This window comes from Streptomyces sp. NPDC059443 (assembly GCF_042750105.1).
In the GTDB taxonomy this organism is placed as follows: domain Bacteria; phylum Actinomycetota; class Actinomycetes; order Streptomycetales; family Streptomycetaceae; genus Streptomyces.
On the sequence record NZ_JBHYVM010000028.1, the window covers coordinates 14968 to 34762 of the forward strand.

The 19795-nt window shown below is 71.9% G+C and carries 19 protein-coding genes and 1 pseudogene; 14 read left to right on the forward strand and 6 right to left on the reverse strand.

Features of this window, described 5'->3' with window-relative positions:
* Nucleotides 1–111 precede the first annotated feature (111 nt).
* The 5 genes and pseudogenes from ACFXDJ_RS24950 to ACFXDJ_RS24970 form a co-directional block, all read right to left on the reverse strand.
* Nucleotides 112–1113 (reverse strand): AAA family ATPase, encoded by a 1002-nt coding sequence (locus ACFXDJ_RS24950; protein ID WP_384664246.1) that lies wholly within the window; start codon nucleotides 1111–1113, stop codon nucleotides 112–114.
* A gap of 5 nt (nucleotides 1114–1118) precedes the next feature.
* Entirely contained in the window at nucleotides 1119–2327 is a 1209-nt protein-coding gene (locus ACFXDJ_RS24955; RefSeq protein ID WP_384850332.1) for an RNA ligase, read from the reverse strand.
* Between the two features lie 109 nt (nucleotides 2328–2436).
* Nucleotides 2437–3111 carry an epimerase gene (locus ACFXDJ_RS24960; RefSeq protein WP_384650805.1) on the reverse strand — a complete coding sequence of 225 codons (675 nt, stop codon included), beginning with the start codon at nucleotides 3109–3111 and terminating at the stop codon, nucleotides 2437–2439.
* A 29-nt stretch (nucleotides 3112–3140) separates the two neighbouring features.
* Nucleotides 3141–3575 carry a VOC family protein gene (locus ACFXDJ_RS24965; protein ID WP_384650807.1) on the reverse strand — a complete coding sequence of 145 codons (435 nt, stop codon included), beginning with the start codon at nucleotides 3573–3575 and terminating at the stop codon, nucleotides 3141–3143.
* A 196-nt stretch (nucleotides 3576–3771) separates the two neighbouring features.
* A pseudogene (locus tag ACFXDJ_RS24970) lies at nucleotides 3772–4254 on the reverse strand (pyridoxal-dependent decarboxylase); the annotation flags it as partial.
* A 216-nt stretch (nucleotides 4255–4470) separates the two neighbouring features.
* Here ACFXDJ_RS24970 and ACFXDJ_RS24975 point away from each other — a divergent pair.
* The gene (locus tag ACFXDJ_RS24975; protein WP_384650809.1) at nucleotides 4471–5181 is read left to right on the forward strand and encodes a YoaK family protein; all 711 of its coding nucleotides are present in this window, start codon (nucleotides 4471–4473) and stop codon (nucleotides 5179–5181) included.
* 40 nt (nucleotides 5182–5221) lie between these two features.
* On the opposite strand, the gene ACFXDJ_RS24980 is transcribed toward ACFXDJ_RS24975, so the two are convergent.
* A complete protein-coding gene (locus tag ACFXDJ_RS24980; RefSeq protein ID WP_384650811.1) occupies nucleotides 5222–6157 on the reverse strand; it encodes a hypothetical protein in 936 nt (311 codons plus the stop codon).
* Nucleotides 6158–6545: 388 nt separating this feature from the next.
* Here ACFXDJ_RS24980 and ACFXDJ_RS24985 point away from each other — a divergent pair, with 388 nt between their 5' ends.
* The 13 genes from ACFXDJ_RS24985 (at nucleotide 6546) to ACFXDJ_RS25045 (ending at nucleotide 19786) form a co-directional block, all read left to right on the forward strand.
* The gene (locus ACFXDJ_RS24985) at nucleotides 6546–7511 is read left to right on the forward strand and encodes an urea transporter (protein ID WP_384650813.1); all 966 of its coding nucleotides are present in this window, start codon (nucleotides 6546–6548) and stop codon (nucleotides 7509–7511) included.
* A 111-nt stretch (nucleotides 7512–7622) separates the two neighbouring features.
* Nucleotides 7623–7928 carry an urease subunit gamma gene (locus ACFXDJ_RS24990; protein WP_384650814.1) on the forward strand — a complete coding sequence of 102 codons (306 nt, stop codon included), beginning with the start codon at nucleotides 7623–7625 and terminating at the stop codon, nucleotides 7926–7928.
* A 3-nt stretch (nucleotides 7929–7931) separates the two neighbouring features.
* On the forward strand, nucleotides 7932–8777 hold the full coding sequence (locus ACFXDJ_RS24995) for a sirohydrochlorin chelatase (protein WP_384650816.1): 846 nt from the start codon (nucleotides 7932–7934) through the stop codon (nucleotides 8775–8777).
* Nucleotides 8778–8800: 23 nt separating this feature from the next.
* A complete protein-coding gene (locus ACFXDJ_RS25000) occupies nucleotides 8801–9304 on the forward strand; it encodes an urease subunit beta (protein ID WP_384650818.1) in 504 nt (167 codons plus the stop codon).
* The gene (gene ureC, locus ACFXDJ_RS25005) at nucleotides 9304–11028 is read left to right on the forward strand and encodes an urease subunit alpha (RefSeq protein WP_384650820.1); all 1725 of its coding nucleotides are present in this window, start codon (nucleotides 9304–9306) and stop codon (nucleotides 11026–11028) included. The genes ACFXDJ_RS25000 and ureC overlap by 1 nt, the downstream gene beginning before the upstream one ends.
* The gene (locus tag ACFXDJ_RS25010; protein WP_384650822.1) at nucleotides 11025–11741 is read left to right on the forward strand and encodes an urease accessory protein UreF; all 717 of its coding nucleotides are present in this window, start codon (nucleotides 11025–11027) and stop codon (nucleotides 11739–11741) included. The genes ureC and ACFXDJ_RS25010 overlap by 4 nt, the downstream gene beginning before the upstream one ends.
* A 61-nt stretch (nucleotides 11742–11802) precedes the next feature.
* Nucleotides 11803–12426, forward strand: coding sequence for an urease accessory protein UreG (gene ureG, locus ACFXDJ_RS25015; protein WP_384650824.1), 624 nt, complete (start codon nucleotides 11803–11805; stop codon nucleotides 12424–12426).
* Nucleotides 12423–13388 (forward strand): urease accessory protein UreD, encoded by a 966-nt coding sequence (locus ACFXDJ_RS25020; protein WP_384650826.1) that lies wholly within the window; start codon nucleotides 12423–12425, stop codon nucleotides 13386–13388. The genes ureG and ACFXDJ_RS25020 overlap by 4 nt, the downstream gene beginning before the upstream one ends.
* Before the next feature lie 65 nt (nucleotides 13389–13453).
* The gene (locus ACFXDJ_RS25025; protein WP_384650828.1) at nucleotides 13454–14815 is read left to right on the forward strand and encodes an ammonium transporter; all 1362 of its coding nucleotides are present in this window, start codon (nucleotides 13454–13456) and stop codon (nucleotides 14813–14815) included.
* Complete coding sequence (locus ACFXDJ_RS25030) at nucleotides 14812–16176, forward strand: ammonium transporter (protein ID WP_384650830.1); 1365 nt, start codon at nucleotides 14812–14814, stop codon at nucleotides 16174–16176. Before ACFXDJ_RS25025 ends, ACFXDJ_RS25030 begins: the two co-directional genes overlap by 4 nt.
* 135 nt (nucleotides 16177–16311) lie before the next feature.
* Complete coding sequence (locus ACFXDJ_RS25035) at nucleotides 16312–18267, forward strand: APC family permease (protein ID WP_384650832.1); 1956 nt, start codon at nucleotides 16312–16314, stop codon at nucleotides 18265–18267.
* 164 nt (nucleotides 18268–18431) lie between these two features.
* Nucleotides 18432–18803 carry a BlaI/MecI/CopY family transcriptional regulator gene (locus tag ACFXDJ_RS25040; RefSeq protein ID WP_384650834.1) on the forward strand — a complete coding sequence of 124 codons (372 nt, stop codon included), beginning with the start codon at nucleotides 18432–18434 and terminating at the stop codon, nucleotides 18801–18803.
* Nucleotides 18800–19786 (forward strand): M56 family metallopeptidase, encoded by a 987-nt coding sequence (locus ACFXDJ_RS25045; RefSeq protein WP_384850335.1) that lies wholly within the window; start codon nucleotides 18800–18802, stop codon nucleotides 19784–19786. Before ACFXDJ_RS25040 ends, ACFXDJ_RS25045 begins: the two co-directional genes overlap by 4 nt.
* Nucleotides 19787–19795: the final 9 nt, after the last annotated feature.

Consider the following 19795-nt stretch of genomic DNA (forward strand, 5'->3'; position numbering starts at 1 on the left):
CTCCCCGCGCCACCACACACCCCCCCCCCCGGGGGGCGCCCGCGCCGCCCCCCCCCCCCCCCCCCCCCGCGCCCCCCCCCCCCCCGGGGCCCCCCCCCCCCCGGGCCCCGGCTAGAAGTCGCCGTAGTTGACCTGCCAGGTCGGCAGCCCCATCCGGCGCCAGATCGCCACCACCCGGTCGCGGTCGTCCAGGGAGACCCTGACCGCGTACCGGCCGCGTACGTGGGCGTTGAACAGTTCCGCCTTCACGATGTCGTCGCGGCGCGTGTCTCCCGCCGGGCGCATCCACAGCTCGTCGTACGGGACTTCGTGCTCCCGGAGCCAGGCCTCGGTCGGCTCCCGGTGCTCCTCGCCGCGCCCGGACAGCAGCACGATGACATCGCCGTCGGCGCGCCGGAAGGAGTCGAGGGCGTCGCGCACCGACGCGTTCAGCGTGTCGACGCCGCAGCGCGAGAAATCGTACGGATTGCGGTCGCCGGTCAGCGCGAGCGTGCCGTCGATGTCGCACATCACCGCCGAGGGCAGTGCCGGGTCGGCCACGTACGGGGACACGTCCGGCTGGTCGTTCAGCCACTCCGCGGTGAGCCGCCAGCCGCCCCTGCGCGCCTTCGCGTGCTTGTCGGCGAGTATCCGGATGATCTCCTCGCCCACCTGGCGCTCCCGCGCGGCGTCGCGGCGCAGGCACTCCTCCACGGGCACGTCGGTGAAGTCGTGCACGACGAAGGTGGCCCGCCCCGCCACGGCCGCCTTCAGCCGCTTGGGGATGTACGAGGTCAGGTGGGTGTTGTCGACGACCACGTCGAAGCCACCCTCGACGGCCGCGCCGACGGCCGCGTCCTGGATGTCCAGCACGGTCTGCTCGTGCTTGTACGAGCGCTCGCGCCCCGGGTCCGGCACGTCGAGCATGCTCCGCAGGTCGTCGAGGTTGACGCGGCGCATCCGGCCGCCGGACCGCGCCTGGAGAGCGCGCGCGGCGGTGGTCTTGCCGGAGGCCGGCAGCCCGGTCATGACGTGGACCACGGGCAGCGCGGGGATCGGGGCGTCGGTTTCGGACACGGTTACGGCCTCGGTCGCGTTCTCGGTGTCGGTCTCGGTCTCGGGTACTGCGGACACGGGGGTCAGCTCTCCTCGTCGTTCGTGAAGGGGTCGGACGTCTCTGGCCGGACCTGCCGCCAGGTGACGAGCTCGGTGGTCCTGCCGTCCAGGCGCTGGAACAGCGCGCCGCGGATCCCGCTGTCGCGGATCGCCTTGGCGGCGCGCGCGAACGCGCCCCGGTCGTCGGCGAGATGGGCGAGCGACGCGTACGCCTCGTCGATGGCGCGCTCGCGCGCCCGCGCCTCGTCCTCCAGGCGTTCGATCACCGAGCGCACCCAGTGGTCGAATTCGTCCGGCACCTGCTCCAGCAGGGCGTCGAGCGGCTTGCCGCCCGACGCCTCGATGTCGGCGACGGTGCAGTTCAGCCCCTGGGCCACCTGCTTGACGGGCAGTCCGGCGAACCGCTGGATGCCGTGGCTCCGCCAGATGTCCCGTTCGGTCACACCGGTGAGCACCTTGTGGAGCCGTACGTACTCGGCGATCTTGGCCTTGGCGCGGACGCCCGAGGCGAAGCGCAGCACGAAGCCCTCGGCGTCGGTGCCGGTCGCGTTCCCGCCGCCCGGCAGGGTGTTGGAGGCGGTCAGCGCGAGCAGCTCGTCGAGCGGCATGGCCGGCCACACGGTGACGACGGAACCGATCCCCTCCCAGTGCGCGGCGGCCTCGGCGAGCGGCACCTCGGCGCCGGCCGCTCCGTAGGCGGCGAGCAGGACCAGGTCGCGGCGGTCGCCGTAGTCCACGACGATCCGGTTCTGCGGGTACAGGATCTCCGCGAGGTACGTGGTCCCGGGGACCAGGCCGGAGGTGTCCCGACGGTCGAGGCGGCGCTGTGCCCAGACGGCCTGGGTGCTGGTGAAGGAACCCCTGGACGCGACCCGCCACTGCCCCGCGTAGTGGAAGACCACGCCGAGACTGCCGTCGACCTTGTCGTACACCTCGAACGGCTCGTCCGGCAGGGCGGGCGCGTACGGCTGCCCGGCCTCGTGCTCGCCCACGTTGAAGAACTTGGGCAGCGGCAGCGCGACGACCGCGCCGGTGACGTCGTCGGCGACGAGACCGCGGCAGCGCGTGGTGACCTGGTTCCAGACCCGCTCGTACTGGGCGGTCCGGGTGTAGGTGTAGAGGGACAGAGGCAGCTCGGGGTGCGATTTGCGCAGCACGTATCCGGCGTCGATGGCCTCGGTCAGCGCCTGCGCGGGCATCAGGTCGTGCAGAGTCAGGCGGTCCTGGCTCATGGGTTCCTCCCGGTTCGAGATGCCTCATTCTCAGGGGCGGGAGGGGTCGACCGACACCGAATTAGCGCTGGTCCGGGGTCCGGGGTCCGCGGTCCAGGGCCGGTCGTCCCTAGCCGCCGAACCGGTTGATGTCCTGGGGCCGTAGCACGCGCCGCGTGCCCGCGTCCCCAGGTCCGGCCGCCGCCACGGCGATCATGGCGCGGCCCAGCGCCCGGGTGGTGGTGACCAGGTTGGGCGCGAAGCGGCGCAGTACCGGGAAGAGGGGCGCGGTGACGGCGTACGCGGCGCGGTAGACCGGGGTCTTGGAGGGCATGCCGCGGTCGGGCTGCACGATTCCCGGCCGGAACATGTAGGCCTCGAAGGGAAGCTTCAACAGGTCGTTCTCGGTCTTCCCCTTGACCCGGGCCCACATGGAGCGGCCGCTCTCCGTGCTGTCGGTGCCCTCGCCGGAGACGTAGGCGAAGGTCAGCCGGGGGTTGGCGGCGGCGAGGGGGCGGGCGGCCGCGAGCGTCAGGTCGTGGGTGATCCGCCGGTACTCGTCCTCCTCCATGCGGAAGGAGGAGACGCCGAGGCAGAAGAAGCACGCGTCGTACGAGGCCAGGTCCAGGCCGGACGCGGTGAGGTCGGTCGGATCGGCCTGGACCAGCTCGCGCAGCTTGGGGTGGGTGACGGCGAGGGGGGTGCGGCCGACGGCGAGGACGCTTTCGACGGAGTCGTCGCGCAGGCATTCGCGCAGTACGCCGCGACCGATCATTCCGGTCGCGCCGAAGAGGATGACGTTCACGGCCCCACCCTATGCGCGGGCACCCCCGGTCAGTGGGAGACGCAGAGCTCGTTGCCCTCGGGGTCGGCGAGGGTGGTCCAGGCGAAGGGGCCCTGGCGGCCGTCGTGCAGGTGCTTGGCCCCCTTGGCGATGAGCCGTTCGACCACGGCTCCCGGTTCGTCCTCGCCCGTGCGGACGTCGAGGTGGACCCGGTTCTTGACGGTCTTGGGCTCCTCGATCAGCTGGAAGAGGACGCGGGGCGCCCGTTCGAGGCCCTCGGGGTGGCGGATCCCCTGGCCCGCCTTCCAGACGAGGACGCCCCGGTGGGTGGTGGTGTCTTCCTCGCTCGCGTGCCCGGCGGCGATCAGACCCCGGATGAACTCCTCGTCACTGGGCTCGACTTCCCAGCCCAGCGCCTCGGCCCACCAGTCGGCGAGGGCGTGCGGAGCAGCGGAATCCACGGTCACCTGAAACGTGTAGGCCATGCCGGGACCCTACTGATCACCACTGACAGTCCGCCACCGCGACAGGCGATCAGCCCTCTCCCTCCTCTCCCGCCGCCTGGCGCTTCTTGGGACTCCACGCCGGCGAAGTTCAGCAGGATCCCGGCGAGGAACGACAGGCTGGACAGGCCGGTCAGGTACGGGGCGATGAGGACGACTCCGGGGACGACGGTGCCGGCGAGATCGAGCCGACCCGCGCGACCTCGAAGTCCCAGACCAGGTCCGGCTGGATGAAGGGGGCGACGAAGCCGCCGCTGGCGGCGTCCACGTGGATGGGGACGTCCAGCCCGGTGTCGCGCTGGATGGCGTCGAGTTCGGCGGCCCTGCGGGCCTTGCGCCAGCGGGTCTTGAGGGCGAGTCCGCCGAGCATGCAGGCCTCGCTGGAGCCGGTGGTGGAGCAGCCGGGCGCGGTTTCCGCGTCGGGTGCGTGCCACGGGTCGGCGAGCATCGTCACGCACCGCTCCTCGATGGCGGCGGTCTGCGGGTGCTCGGCGTTGCCGTCGAGTTCGAGTTCGTCGTGGATGAGGGTGTAGACGGCGTCCGGGTCCGACGGTTCGTCGGGAATCCGGTTCTCGGGCAGGGCCCGCCGGGCGAATTCGCCCGCGTAGACGTCCTGGAATCGCGTCGTGCCCGCCGGGGCACCGTCGTCGGAGTCTGACATGGAAGTTCCTTATCTGGGCACTCGATTCGGTGACTGGGCCCGATGGGCCGCTGCGGGTCGCTCCTTCGATCGTGCGTCCGGGATCGCTACCATTTCCGGGGAACAAAGCCCCTTTTGCCCCATCCTCTTTCGGGATGTGCGGGACCCTTTCCCTTCCGACCGAAGTCCCGTTTCCGTCCGCCACGGGCCGGCCGCGCCATGATCCAGAGGGACCCCATGACCTCCACCCCACGGCGACGCGGGATCCTGCGGCCGCTGGCCGCGCTGCTGTTCCCGCCGGATCCGGGCGGCGCGCCGTCGCCGCACGGGGTGCTGCCGCCGCTGCTGATCGTCCTGACCTTCGTCAGCGGTGTGGTCGACGCGGTGAGCTACCTGGGGCTCGGCCATGTCTTCGTGGCCAACATGACCGGCAACGTGGTCTTCCTCGGCTTCGCGATGGCCGGGGACCGGTCCCTGTCCGCTCCGGACTCCCTGCTGGCCCTGGGCGCCTTCCTGGCCGGGGCCGCGGCCGTCGGCCGGCTGCGGCGGGGTACGGGGGCCGCCCGGATGTTCGTCCCGCTGGTCGCGGTGCAGACCGTCCTGGTGGGCGGGGCCCTGGCGCTGACCGCGGCCGGCGGCGGGCCGCCGGGGGTCATCGCCCTGCTCGCGCTCGGCATGGGCCTGCAGAACGCCGTGGTGCACCGGCTCGCCGTCCCCGATCTGACCACCACCGTCGTCACCAGGGCCCTGACCGGGCTCGCGGCCGATCCGTGGGGGCCCGCGCCGCTGCGTCGCCTCGTCACGGTGGTGGCCCTGCTGCTCGGCGCCCTCGCCGGGGGTCTGCTGACGCTGCGTCACGGACCGATGTGGGCCTTGGCTTTGGCCGTGGCCCTGCTGGTCTGCGTGGTCCTCGCACCACGGCTGGACGGCCACGGGTGGCGGCCCTGACGGAGGGCCTGTCGTCACATTGCCGTCGTCGCCCGGACGGTCAGGAGTCGGCGCGAGCCGCGACGAAGGCCGCGAAGGTCAGCACCCACGCTCCGACCGCGACCCAGAGCAGCACCGTACCGAGGGGGCGCAGCCACTCCACGCCGGTCGGGCCGGCCGCGGAGAGGCAGGCGGTCGCGGTCATGCCGAGCGGGAAGACGCTCGACCAGCGCCGGACGTCGTAGCGCGGGCGCGGCCGGAGCACCTCGGCGGCGAGGAGCACGGCGTACCAGGCGAGGGAGAGGCCGAGGGCCACCAGGGTCGCGGTGCGCAGCCCCGTGTGCACCCGGCCCGTCCACAAGGGTGACGCGGCGAGCCCGGCCCCGGCGAGGGCGGTGATGGAGAGGGCCCCGCCGGCCACCCAGTGGTCGCCCGCGCCCGACACCACCTCGCGGAAGTCGAAGCGTACGAGCGCCTCCGCGTAGAGCAGCAGCCCCAGGCAGAAGGCGGCCAGCGCCGCCCGGCCGAGCCAGTCCCGGCCGGTGGCGCCGGCCAGGGTGCCCGCGAGGACGGCGAGCCCTTGGGTGGCCACGCAGACGAGGAACGCCGCCCCGGGCATCCGCCGCCCCCAGTGCCGCAGTACGGCGAGCAGCAGCCCCGGCCAGAGCGCCGCCGCCAGCGCCAGCATCGCGACGGCCACGGGCTGCCATCCGAGGACGGAGAGCCGGGCCCCGAGTACGGTCGTGGCGGCGACGGCGGTGAGGGCCGCGGGGGTGTCGGCCTCGGCGCGGAAACGCCGCCGGTCCCCCAGCAGCCGGGCGGTGAAGTCGGCCGCGAGTACGAGCCACAGCGCCGCGGAGACGGCCAGCGCGGCGAGCGACAGCACGCCCTGGCCGATGAGGCGCAGACCGGCCGAAATGATCCCGGCGGCCATGACGGCGGCCCCGGCGGCCGGTGACAGCTCGGCCCACCAGCGGCCGCCCACGGAAACTCGCACCTTCCCAGCGGACACCGCCCGGCCGCGCTCCGCCCGTCAGGCGCGCCATCGGGACCCCGGCGATGACCCTTCCGGGCCCCGGTCCGAGCCTCCGGGCGGCACCACGGCGCTCCGGTACTCCAGCGCTCCGGCACTTCGATATTCCGATAGGCAGATCGCATTCCCCGCCTCGCGGAACACGGATCTGCGGGCCGCGGGACCCGGTCCGCGCGCGCGGCCCCGATTGGGCCCCGACACCCCCAGTTCCGGGTGGGATTGTCACGATTTACCGGTACTGTCGATGTGTGGTCGGTCACATCTGCCCCATGTGGTTGCGGCTGTCCACTCGCGGCGCACGCCGGTTCTCGGGCCCCTCCGGGCCCTCTCTTTTTGCACATTGGAGAAGGACATGCAGGCCGTGGCAACGGAGCCCGCACGACAAGCTCCCGCTCAACCCGCGAGCTTCATCCAGGAAGTCCTGCGGGGCGTCGCCCAGGTCGATTTCATGCCGAACGCGGTCACGGGCATCTTCTTCCTCGCCGCCCTCGCCGCCGCCGGCTGGCAGTACGCCCTCTACGGACTCCTCGGCGCCGTCGTCGGCACCGGCACCGCCTACGCCTTCGGCATCGACCGCGAGGTCGTCTCGGCCGGACTGCGCGGCTTCAACGGCACCCTCGTCTCGCTGAGCCTCGCCGTATTCCTCGGGTGGGACCACCTGTCCACCCTGCTGCTCGCGATCGGCGGCAGCGTCACCGTCGTGGTCGTCACCTCGGCGCTCGCCACGCTCCTCGGCACCTGGAACATCCCCACGTTCACCGCGCCGTTCTGCATCATCGCGAGCGTGATGACCATCGCGGCGCCCAGCTTCTCCCGGGTCTGGCACACGGGCCCCGGCCTGGCGGCGCTGCCCAAGTCCGCCGGCGGGGCCAGCAAGCTGGGCTGGGACCAGCTCTGGCACGCCTTCTTCGCCAACGTCGGCCAGATCTTCTTCATGCCGCAGTGGTACGTGGGCCTGATCTTCCTGGCCGGCATCTTCGTGGCCGGCCGGCTCGCCGGGGTCATGGCCTGCGTCGGCAGCGCCACGGCCATCTTCGTTGCCTGGGCGATGGGTTCGCCCGCCGAAGGCGTGTCCGAAGGCCTGATGGGCTACAGCAGCGTGCTCGTCGCGATGGCCCTGTGCGGGGTCTTCGTCGTCCGCTCGAACTGGAGCGTCGCCTACGCCGTCCTCGGCGCCGCGGCGGCGACCGGGCTGACCGCGGCGATGACCGCGTTCTTCGCCCCGTTCGGCGGCCACACCTTCACCTGGCCGTTCGTCCTGACCACGTTCGTCTTCGTCTCGGCCGTCCCGCAGATCCCCCGACTGCGACGGACCTGAGAAGCCCGGAACTCCCGGAACACCCTGCCTCTGCCTCACCCTCGCCCCGCCCTGCCCCGACCCCAAGTCGCGTGCGTCCTAACCAGCTTGAGAGCCGAAAGTGAGTGACCGATGAATCTCGCCCCTCGTGAGATGGACAAGCTCTGGATCTACGTCGTGGCCGACCTGGCCCGCAAGCGGCGCGACCGGGGCGTCAAGCTCAACTACAGCGAGGCCTGCGCCCTGATCAGCGAGGGCATCCTCGAAGGCGCCCGCGACGGCAAGACCGTCGCCGAATGCATGGAGCTCGGCAAGCAGATCGTCTCCGGCGCCGATGTCATGCCCGGCGTACGGGAGATGCTGCCGCTGCTCCAGGTCGAGGCCGCCTTCGTCGACGGAACCAAGCTCGTCTCCTGCCACGACCCCGTGGGCGCCTGAGCCATGGCCGCCGCAGTCGCACCCGAACGGCCGGGCAGGGCACCGGAATCGGCGTCCACGGTCATCCTGGCCGGCGGACACGAGGGCGGAGCCGCGGCCGGGGCGCTGAGCGCGGGCCGGCCGCTGGCCGAAGCCGTGCGCCGGGCGCTCGCCGCCTCGCCCGCGCCGGTCTGCGTGGTGCCGATGACGCTGGGGCGCGACCCCGCGCTGATCGCCGACTGCGCCCGCGCGCTGCGCTGGCTGGGCCGCGACGAGGGCCTCGGGCGGCTCGCGCTGACACCGCCGTTCGCCACGGTGGACCACCTGACCGCGTGGCTCCGTACCGCCGCCCTCAAGGCGGTGCGCGAGGCGCCCGACACCTCGGCCGTCCTGGTCACCGCGCCCGCCGCCGGACCCTTCGAAGACGCCGACCTCTTCCGGGTGGCCCGGCTCGTGCGCCAGTACGGGCACCACCGCTGGGTCGAGGTCGCCTTCGACGGCGGCGACCCGGACCTCGCGGAGGGCGTGGAGCGGTGCCGCCGGCTCGGGGCCGTCCAAGTCGCCCTGATCCGTGCCGCGTTCGACGCTCCCGCCGAGCTGCCGGCCGGGGTCCTGGACACCGGTCCCCTGCTGTCGGAAGCGGCGATCGCCGAGGTCGTACGGGCCCGCGTGCAGGAGGCCCTGCACCGGCTGGCGCACGGGCAGGACGGCACCGCCGAGGGGCTGGACGCGGAGCACGGCCACGGGTACGCGCACGCGCACGGCCCCGGCGGCGACCACGGCCACACGCACGGCGAAGGCCACGGCGCGGGCCACGGGCACGGGCACGGGCACGACAAGGGTCACTCGCACGGCCATTCCCCCCACTGATCCGAAGGAAGGGAAGTACCACCATGTCCGGTGGCGCCACATACCTCTACGGCGAAGGCTCCGTAGAGATCAACGCCGGCCGCCGCAAGGCCAGGGTCACCGTGTCCAACACGGGCGACCGCGCGGTCCAGGTCGGCTCGCACTACCACTTCTTCGAGGCCAACCGGGCCCTCGACTTCGACCGCAACGCCGCCTACGGCATGCACCTCAACCTCCCCGCCGGCACCGCCGTGCGCTTCGAGCCGGGCGACACCCGCGAGGTCGAGCTCACCGAGTACAGCGGACACGGCCGGCTGATCGGGTTCAGCTCCCTCGTCGACGGCGGCCTCGGCTCCGCCGACACCCGCGTCCGCGCCCTGCGCCGGGCGGTCGAACTCGGCTTCAAGGGAGCCCGGATCGAGGAGGTCCACACCGAGACGGCCCCCCGCGCCGCCGGCGCCGGCGACTCCGGCGAGGGCCAGGGCCGGGCGGCCAAGGGTGAGGACGGCAAGAAGAAGAGCAAGACCCACAAGAAGGGCGAGAACTGATGGCCGTCCTGAGCCGCAAGCAGTACACCGACCTGTTCGGGCCGACCGTCGGCGACCGCTTCCACCTGGCGGACACCAATCTGGTCGTCGAGGTCGAGAAGGACCACAACGAGGGCCACTACGGCGACGAGGCCGTCTACGGCGGCGGCAAGGGCATCCGCGACGGCATGGCCCAGGACCCGCAGGCCACCAACGCACAGGGCGCCCTCGACCTGGTCATCACCAACGTGGTCGTCATGGACGCCATCCTGGGCGTGGTCAAGGGAGACCTCGGCATCAAGGACGGGTTCATCGCGGGCCTGGGCAAGGCCGGGAACCCGCACACCCAGTCCGGGGTCCACCCCAAGCTGGTCATCGGCCCCGGCACCGAGGTGATCTCGGGAGAGCACCTGATCGCCACGGCCGGGGGCATCGACACCCACATCCACTTCATCGCCCCGCAGCAGGCCGAGCACGGCCTGTCCAACGGCATCACCACGCTCATCGGCGGCGGCACCGGCCCCTCCGACGGCACCAACGGCACGACCTGCACCCCGGGTCCGTGGAACATCGGCCGCATGTACCAGGCGGTCGAGGACATGCCGGTCAACGTCGGTCTGCTGGGCAAGGGCAACGGCTCGCTGCCGGACGCCCTCATCGAGCAGATCGAGGCCGGCGTCTGCGGTCTGAAGGTGCACGAGGACTGGGGCACGACCCCGGCCGCGCTGAGCAAGGCCCTGGACGTCGCCGACGACTACGACGTCCAGGTCGCGGTGCACACCGACACCCTGAACGAGTCCGGCTTCTTCGAGGACACCCGCTCGGCCATCGACGGGCGCACCATCCACACCTTCCACACCGAGGGCGCGGGCGGCGGCCACGCCCCCGACATCATGCGGGTGGCCGGAGAGCCCAACGTCCTGCCGTCCTCCACCAATCCGACGCTGCCGTACACCGTGAACTCGGTGGACGAGCTCCTGGACATGGTGATGGTCTGTCACCACCTGTCGCACGACATCCCGGAGGACGTCTCCTTCGCGGACTCCCGGGTGCGCGTCGAGACGATCGCCGCCGAGACGGTGCTGCACGACGAGGGCGTCATCTCGATCTTCTCCTCCGACTCGCAGGCCATGGGCCGCATCGGGGAGTCCTGGACCCGCGCCTTCCAGACCGCGCACCACTGCAAGGACCAGCGCGGCAAGCTCGACGGGGACACCGAGCGCAACGACAACTTCCGGGTGCTGCGCTACCTGGCCAAGATGACGATCAACCCGGCGATCGCCTCGGGCACGGCCGACCACATCGGCTCCCTGGAGGCGGGCAAGCTCGCCGACGTCGTGCTGTGGCCGATCAACTCCTTCGCCGCCAAGCCGAAGATGGTCATCAAGGGCGGCCTGATCAACTGGGCGCTGATGGGCGACCCGAACGCCTCGCTGCCGACCCCGCAGCCCGTGTACTACCGGCCGATGTTCGGCGCGTACGGCAGGGCCCGGCAGGCCACCCGCGTCTCCTTCATGTCCCAGGCCGCGATCGACCTGGGCGTACCGCAGAAGCTGGGCCTGGAGAGCAGGGTCCTGCCGGTCAGGCACTGCCGGACGGTCGGCAAGCAGCACATGGTCCGCAACGACGCGCTGCCCGTGATCACGGTGGACCCCGAGACGTACAAGGTCAGCCTGGACGGGGTGCCGGCCACCATCGAGCCGGCCCGCGAACTGCCGCTGAACCACCTGTTCTACCTGGCATGAGCAGCACCGCGGACTCCTCGGGCACCACGCCGGTACGGGCCCTGCTGGTCAGCCTCCAGCTGACCGACTCGGCCTTCCCCAGCGGCTTCTACACCCTCTCGCACGGCCTGGAGGGCTACGCCCAGGCCAAGGCCGTGACCCCCGAGGGCGTGCCGGAGCTGCTGGCCGACCTGCTGCGCCACTCGGTGGGCCCCTCCGACGCCACGGCGCTGGCGCTGGCCCACCGGGCCGCGCTGGCCGGTGACTGGGAGGCCCTCGCCGAGACGGACCAGCGGCTGAACGCGACCAAGCTGAACGAGGGGCTGCGCCGCGCCGCCACCCGTACCGGCCGCCAGCTGCTGGACCTGGCGCGCGAGTGCATCGGCGGCGAGCCGCTGGAGCGGTACGCATCGCTCGTCGCCGCCAAGCGGGCCCCCGGCTCGCAGGCCGTGGCCGCCGGGGTCGCCTACGCGGCCGCCGGCGTACCGGCCCAACAGGCGGTGGTGAGCGACCTGTTCGCGTACGCGGCCAGTTTCACCGGGGCCGCGCTGCGGCTGCGGCTCACGGACCACCGCAAGGCCCAGGTGATCCTGCGGGGCATCGCGCCCGTCATCGAGGAGGTGGCGGGCGCCGCCCTGCGGCGCGAACTCGCTGATCTCGGCGGGTGCGTTCCGATGGCCGATGTGATGTCGGGCCGTCACGAGCGGGCCGAGGCAAGGCTGTTCGCCACTTGATCCGCCGCTCCATCCGCTCCGTTCCGGCAGACCGTCTTTTACCCAAGGTGTGTGATTTCTGATGAACGTGGACAACGTCCTGCGCGTCGGCGTCGGCGGCCCCGTCGGCTCCGGGAAGACGGCGCTGATCGAGGCCCTGGTGCCGGTGCTCATCGAGCGCGGCCACCGGCCCGCCGTGATCACGAACGACATCTACACGCAGGAGGACGCCCACCACGTCCGGCGCACCCTCGCCGGGGTGCTCGACCCCGAGCGGGTCGTGGGCGTGGAGACGGGCGCCTGCCCGCACACCGCCGTGCGCGACGACCCGACGATGAACCTCGCCGCCGGGGCCGAGATGCTGGAGCGCTTTCCCGACGTCGACACCCTGCTCTACGAGTCCGGCGGCGACAACCTCACCCTGACCTTCAGCCCGGTCCTCGTCGACATGTTCCTCTTCGTCCTGGACACCGCCGAGGGCGAGAAGATGCCCCGCAAGCGCGGGCCGGGCATCACCGAGTCCGACATGCTGGTGATCAACAAGATCGACATCGCCCAGTACGTGCGCGCCGACCTCGGCGTGATGGAGCGCGACGCGCACCACGTGCGCGACGGGCGCCCCGTCGTCCTGACCAACTGCCTCACCGGCCAGGGCCTGGAGGAGATCGCGAACTTCATCGAGACCTTCCGCCGGGTACCGGCGTGAGCGTCGTGGAGGCCCCGCCCGGCTCGCTCGTCCCGCCCGCGCGGCTGGACCCGACGCACTACGAGCCTCCGCGCGTCCCCCTGGAGGTGCTCCGGCACGCTTCGGTGCCGGACACCCTGGGCGTCGGACGGCCGGGCAAGGTCGGCCTGCTGGAGCTCGGCTTCGAGCGGGCCGGCGGGCGGACCGAGCTGGTGCGGCACTACCAGAAGTCCCCGCTGCAGATCATGCGGCCGCTCTACTTCGACCCGCACCGCCCCGACCTGCCGATCACCTTCCTGATGTCCACCGGCGGCGGGGTCATCCAGGCCGACCGGCTCCGTACCGACCTGGTCTTCGGCCCCGGGACCTCGGGGCACGTCACCACCCAGGCGGCCACCAAGGTCTACCGGATGGAGCACGACTACGCCGCCGCGCAGACGTTCCTGACGGCCGGGCCGGACGCGTACGTCGAGTACCTGCCGGACCCGGTCATCCCCTACGTCGACTCGCGCTTCTACCAGCGCACGATCGTCACCGCCCATCCCACGGCCACCGTGCTGGCGAGCGAGACGGTGCTGTCCGGCCGGCTCGCGCGCGGCGAGCGCAACGCCTACGAGGTCTTCGCCTCGGACTTCGAACTGCGGCGGCCGGGCGGAGAGTTGGTCGCGGTGGACACCGTACGCCTGGAGCCCGGCGGGTCCGGGGTGGACGGCCCCGCCGTGCTGGCCGGGCACTCCGTGATGGCCTGCTTCTTCGCCGTCAGCCCGCTCGCCCCCGCCCGGGAGCTCGCCGACCTGCTGCACGCGACGCTGGCGGACCACGGACTCCCTTACGGGGTCAGCGTGTTGCCGCAGGAGTGCGGGGCCTGGGTGCGGCTGCTCGGCGAGCACACCGAGGCGGTGACCCGGGCCCTCACCGCCGTCTGGGACGCGCTGCGGCGGCGGCTGATCGGCGTACCGGCTCCGGCCATACGCAAGACCTGACCCCGCCGCGAGATCCGAACCCCGCCCCGCTCCCCGCGCGTTCACGACCAGAGAGAGCTCCGCCCATGCCCAGTGGCTACGACACGGGTAATACCGCCTGGATGATGGCGAGCACCGCGATGGTGCTGCTGATGACTCCCGGCCTCGCCTTCTTCTACGGGGGCATGGTCAAGACCAAGCACGTGCTGGTGATGCTCAAGATGAGCTTCGCCTGCCTGTCGCTGGTGACGATCCTGTGGCTCGCGGTCGGTTACACCCTCGCGTTCGGCAAGGACGCCGGGGGCGGCCTCATCGGCGGTCTCGACCACGCCTTCTTCCAGGGCATCGGGATGGACTCGCTGCACGGCTCCATCCCGACCGTGATCTTCGCCTGCTTCCAGATGTCGTTCGCGATCATCACGGTGGCGCTGATCAGCGGCTCGATCGCGGGCCGGGCCACCATGAGGGGCTGGCTGGTCTTCGTCATCGCCTGGACGATGTTGGTCTACGTGCCCACCGCGCACTGGGTGTTCGCCCCCGACGGCTGGATCCAGCGGTCCTTGGGCGCGCTCGACTACGCCGGCGGTCTGCCCGTCGAGCTCAGCTCGGGAGCCTCGGGGCTCGCGGTCGCCATCGTGCTGCGCAAGCGCCGGGACTTCGAGCGCGAGCCGATCCGCCCGCACAACCTGCCGCTGGTCGTCATCGGCCTGGCGCTGCTGTGGTTCGGCTGGTTCGGCTTCAACGCGGGCTCCGCGCTCCAGGTCGCGGGCAGCGCCCCGACCACCTTCTTCAACACCCAACTCGCGGCGGCGGGCGCGATGATCGGCTGGCCGATCATCGAGAAGTGGCGCCTGGGGCACGTGGAGATGCTGGGCGTGGCATCGGCGGCGGTCGCGGGCATGGTGGCGATCACCCCGGCCTGTGGCGAGGTCTCCCCGCTGGGCGCGCTGATCATCGGTTTCACCGCCGGTGTGGTCTGCTGCTTCGCCATCAACCTGAAGTACAAGATGGGCGTCGACGACACCCTGGACGTGGTCGGCGTACACGGCTGGGGCGGCATCGTCGGCGTCCTGTCCATCGGCTTCTTCGCGACGGCCGCGATGAGCGGCAAGAAGGGCCTCTTCTACGGGGGTGGGCTCGACCAGCTGTGGCGCCAGGCGGTCGGCATCCTGGCGGTCGGCACCTTCGCCTTCGCCATGACCTGGCTCATCGCGCAGGCGATCGACCGGGCCGTCGGCTTCCGCACCTCCGAGGAGTACGAGAACGTACCCGGCCGCGAGGAGGAGGTCGCCTACGACAACGAGACCCTGGAGCAGATCCGCGACCGGATGGACGAGTCCGGCGGCCCGTCCAAGGAGCACGCGACGGTGGGCGCCGACGAGCGTCAGGACGCCGCGCTGCTGGCCGAGATCGTCTCCGTGCTGGACCGACGGGAGCGCGACAAGTGAACACCCTGACAGCTGCCGCGGCCGCGGACTCCGGCAACGCCTCCTGGCTGATGATGGCCTCGGCCCTGGTGCTGCTGATGGCCCCGGGCGTGGCCTTCTTCTACGGCGGGATGGTCCGCACCGGCCAGATCATCGCCATGCTGAAGATGATCTTCTTCTGCGTCGTGATCGTCACCGTGCTCTGGTACGCGATCGGCTACTCGCTGGCCTTCGGCCCCGACGCCGGCGGGCTGGGCGTCATCGGCACCCTCGACCAGGCCTTCCTGCGCGGGATCGACGCCTCCTCGGTGACCGGCACCGTGCCCACCGTCACCTTCGTGGTCTTCCACATGTCCTTCGCGATCGTCACCGTGGCCCTGATCGCCGGTTCCATCGCGGGCCGCGCGAGCATGGGCGGCTGGATCGCCTTCGTGATCGCGTGGACCCTGCTGGTCTACATCCCCATGGCGCACTGGGTCTTCGACCCGGACGGCTGGGTGGCCAAGCAGCTCGGCGCCGTGGACTTCTCGGGCGGCACGGTCGTGGAGATCGGCTCGGGAGCGGCCGGGCTCGCCCTGGCGATCGTCGCGGGCAGGCGGGCGGACTTCGAGCGCCAGGGCATCCGGCCGCACAACCTGCCGCTCGTCGTCATCGGGCTGTCGCTGATGTGGTTCGGCTGGTTCGGCTTCAACACCGGCTCCTCGCTGGGGACCCCGGGCGGGGCCGCGATGGCCTTCCTCAACAGCCAGCTCGCTGCCGGCGCGGCGATGGCCGGCTGGGCGGTCACCAGCTGGTGGCGCACCCGGCGGGTCGGCCTGCTCGACATGTGCATGGGCGCGGTCACGGGCCTGGTCGCCACGACCCCGCTGGCGGGCGGGGTGAGCCCGGTGTGGGCCACCGTCATCGGCTTCCTCGCCGGCCTGACCTGCGCGTTCGCGATCAGCTGGAAGTACCGGCTCGGAGTGGACGACACCCTGGACGTCGTCGGCATCCACGGCTGGGGCGGCATCGTCGGCATGGTGATGGCGGGGCTGTGCGCGACGGGGACCCTCACCGGTCACAAGGGCCTGTTCTACGGGGGCTCCTGGGACCTGCTCGGCAAGCAGCTCACCGCCACCGTGGTGCTGGGCCTGTTCTCGTTCGCGATGACCGCGCTCGTCGGCAAGGTCATCGAGGCCACCATCGGCCTGCGCCAGCCCGGCGGACTCGTCGAGAAGGAACAGGCCTACGCCGAGGTCCTCTCCGACCACCTCAAGCAGCTCTCGGCCGACGACAGCCGCGCGGCCGGGAGGGGCGAGGAGCCGGAGAGCGCCTCCGCCCTGGTGGCCCGGTTGCGCGAGGTGCTGCTGACGGCGCGGGAGAACGGCACGGACCGGGGTTGATCCGGGGGCCGGACCCGGGGCGTTAAGAGCGCGTCAGGATCGGGACCCGCGCGTGAAAATCTTTTAAGGTTCCGTACGCTCAGTGCTCGGTCGTACTGATGGCCGAAAATCGAGTTGTACGACAGGAGCACCACGATGGCATCCGCCACCGCCACCCCGACCACGCGACTGCGTGCCTGGCTGCTGGACGGTCTCACCGACCGCCCGAAGCACCACACCGGCGGGGACGGCCCGCAGGCGACGGGGACCGAGCCCGAGGGCCGGCCGTGGTGGCGGGTGATGTGCCTGACGGGCCTCGACTACTTCTCCACCCTCGGCTACCAGCCGGGCATCGCGGCGCTGGCCGCCGGTCTGCTGTCGCCCCTGGCGACCATCGTGCTCGTCGTCCTGACCCTGTTCGGCGCGCTGCCGGTGTACCGGCGGGTGGCGGAGGAGAGCCCGCACGGCGAGGGCTCGATCGCCATGCTGGAGCGGCTGCTGTCGTTCTGGAAGGGCAAGCTGTTCGTGCTGACCCTGCTCGGGTTCGCGGCGACCGACTTCCTCATCACCATCACGCTCTCGGCGGCCGACGCCACCGCGCATCTGGTGGAGAACCCGCACCTGACCAGCGTGCTCAGCGGTCACCAGATGGTCATCACCCTCATCATGATCGCCCTGCTGGGCGCCGTGTTCCTCAAGGGGTTCAGCGAGGCCATCGGCGTGGCCGTGGTCCTGGTCATCGCCTACCTCTCGCTGAACGTCGTGGTCATCGGGGTCGGCCTGTGGAAGGTGCTCAGCGAGCCGCACGTCATCGGGGACTGGACCGAGGCGCTCACCGCCCAGCACGGCAACCCGGTCATGATGGTCGCCATCGCGCTCCTCGTCTTCCCCAAGCTCGCGCTGGGCATGTCCGGATTCGAGACCGGTGTGGCCGTCATGCCGCACGTCCAGGGCGACCCAGGCGACACCCCCGCCAAGCCCGCCGGGCGGATCCGCGACACGAAGCGCATGCTGACCACCGCCGCCGTGATCATGAGCGTCTTCCTGATCACCAGCAGCTTCGTCACCACCCTGCTGATCCCGGCCGATCAGTTCAAGCCAGGCGGCGAGGCCAACGGCCGCGCCCTGGCCTACCTCGCCCACGAGCACCTGGGCTCGGCCTTCGGCACGGTCTACGACGTCTCCACCATCCTCATCCTCTGGTTCGCGGGGTCCTCCGCGATGGCCGGCCTGCTCAACCTGATGCCGCGCTACCTGCCCCGCTACGGCATGGCCCCGCACTGGGCCCGCGCCCTGCGCCCGATGGTCATCGTCTTCACCCTGATCGCCTTCCTCGTCACCTGGATCTTCGACGCCGACGTCGACGCCCAGGGCGGCGCGTACGCCACCGGCGTCCTCGTCCTCTTCACCTCCGCCGGTGTGGCCGTGACCATCGCCGCCCGCCGTGCGGGGCAGCGCGGCTGGACCATCGGCTTCGGCGTGATCTCCGTGGTGCTGCTCTACACGACGGCGGTCAATGTCGTGGAGCGGCCGGACGGCGTCAAGATCGGCGCCTGCTTCATCGCGGGCATCATGGCCCTGTCCCTGCTGTCCCGCCTCGCCCGGGTCTTCGAGCTGCGCGTCACCCACGTGGAGCTGGACGACATGGCGCAGCGGTTCGTCCGCGACACCGCCAACCGCACGATCCGGTTCATCGCGAACGAGCCCGACAAGCGGGACAAGGCGGAGTACCGCGAGAAGATGGAGCAGATCCTCCGGGACAACGACATCCCGCCCGGCGACGACGTGATGTTCGTCGAGGTCACGGTCCTGGACGCGTCCGAGTTCGAGTCCGGCATGCGGGTGCGCGGCGAGGTCCTGCACGACCGCTACCGGGTCCTGACCCTGGAGAGCTCCAGCATCCCCAACGCCCTGGCCGCCCTCCTCCTCTACGTACGCGACGAGACCGGCCAGCGCCCCCACATCTACTTCGAGTGGACCGAGGGCAACCCGATGGCCAACTTCCTGCGCTTCTTCCTCTTCGGGCAGGGCGAAGTCGCCCCCGTCACCCGCGAGGTCATCCGCGAGGCCGAACCGGACCGCGCCCGCCGCCCCCACGTCCACGCCGGCTGACCCGCCCGCGGGGCTGACGGGAGGGCGGCTGAGGCCGCGGTCCACGGCTCGCCTAATCTGAGTGGGCGGGGTGCGGTCCTTACGGGCCGGTCCGCACCCGGCCGACTACGATGCTGTAGACGGTCCACACACTGCGGACGAAGAAGCGCGGAGGAGCGTTCCCGATGAGCGACACGAACGCGGAACGCCGGCCGGCCGGCGAGCTCGAAGCGGCCGTACTGGCCGCCCTGTGGGCCGCCGGAACCCCGCTGACCCCGCTCCAGACGCAGGACGCCCTGGGCGGGACCCTCGCGCGGACGACCGTCACCACGATCCTGTCCCGCCTCCACGACAAGGGCACGGTCGACCGGATACGCTCCGGCCGCGGCTTCGCCTACCTGCCGATCGAGGACGCCTCAGGCCTGACCGCCCGGCGGATGCACGCGGAGCTGGAGAAGACGGAGGACCGCAGCGCCGTACTGACCCGCTTCGTCTCCCGGCTCAGCGACGAGGACGAACAGCTGCTGCGCGCACTGCTGGAAGGGGACGCCCCATGATCTACATGGTGTGGCTGCCACTGCTCCTCCCCTTCCTGGCCGGCCCCGCGGCCGGCCGGCTCGCCCACTCGCTCCCCCCGCGCCGGGCGGCCTGGCTGCTGGCCGGCACCGCCGTCGGTCTCGCGGCCGCCAGCACCACCGCGCTCGCCCTGCTCGTCATCCCGGGCGCCACGCACCTGCACGCCGTCGCCGTACTCGGCAAGCTCCTGACCCCCCTCGCCACCGGCTCCCCCGACTCGGTGATCGCGGTGGCCGTCACCGCCGCCGGACTCCTGGCCTGGTGCGCCGTCTCCCTGGGCCGCGCCCTCCACCGCCGCCTCGCCCAGCTGCGCCGTGCCCGGCGGCTGGCGGCACGCGCCGACGGCGAGCTCCTCGTGCTGCGCGACGACTGCCCCGACGCCTACGCGCTGCCCGGCCGTCCGGGCCGGATCGTGGTGACCACCGGAATGCTCCGGACCCTGTCGGCCGAAGAGCGCGAGGCCCTGTTCGCCCACGAGCGGGCCCACCTGAGGGAGCGCCACCACCTCTACGTGGCCGCGGTCGAGCTGGCAGCGCTCTGCCACCCCGCGCTGCGCACCCTGCGCGAGCCGCTCACGTACGCGCTGGAGCGCAGCGCCGACGAGGCCGCCGCCGGCGCGGTGGGCGACCGCCGGCTCACGGCCCGCGCGATCGGCAAGGCCGCCCTGGCCTCCCGGGCCGCCGCCACCCGTACGGCGGACCGGCCCGGACTCGCCCTGGCCGCGACGGCCGGACCGGTCCCGCGCCGCGTCGCCGCCCTGCTCGACCAGCCCGCCGGAGCCGCTCCCGGGCGGCCCGGGAACCGTCGCCCGCACCCGCGCCTGGCCGGGCACCTGATCGCCGCCACCCTGCTGGCCTGCCTCGCCCTGTCGGCAGCGGCGACGGTCGAGGCCGCCGACGATCTGCACGCCGGTATCGAGGCGGCGCAGGGCGAGGCTCCGCAGAGCGGGACGCAAACCCGCTGAGCTGGCTCC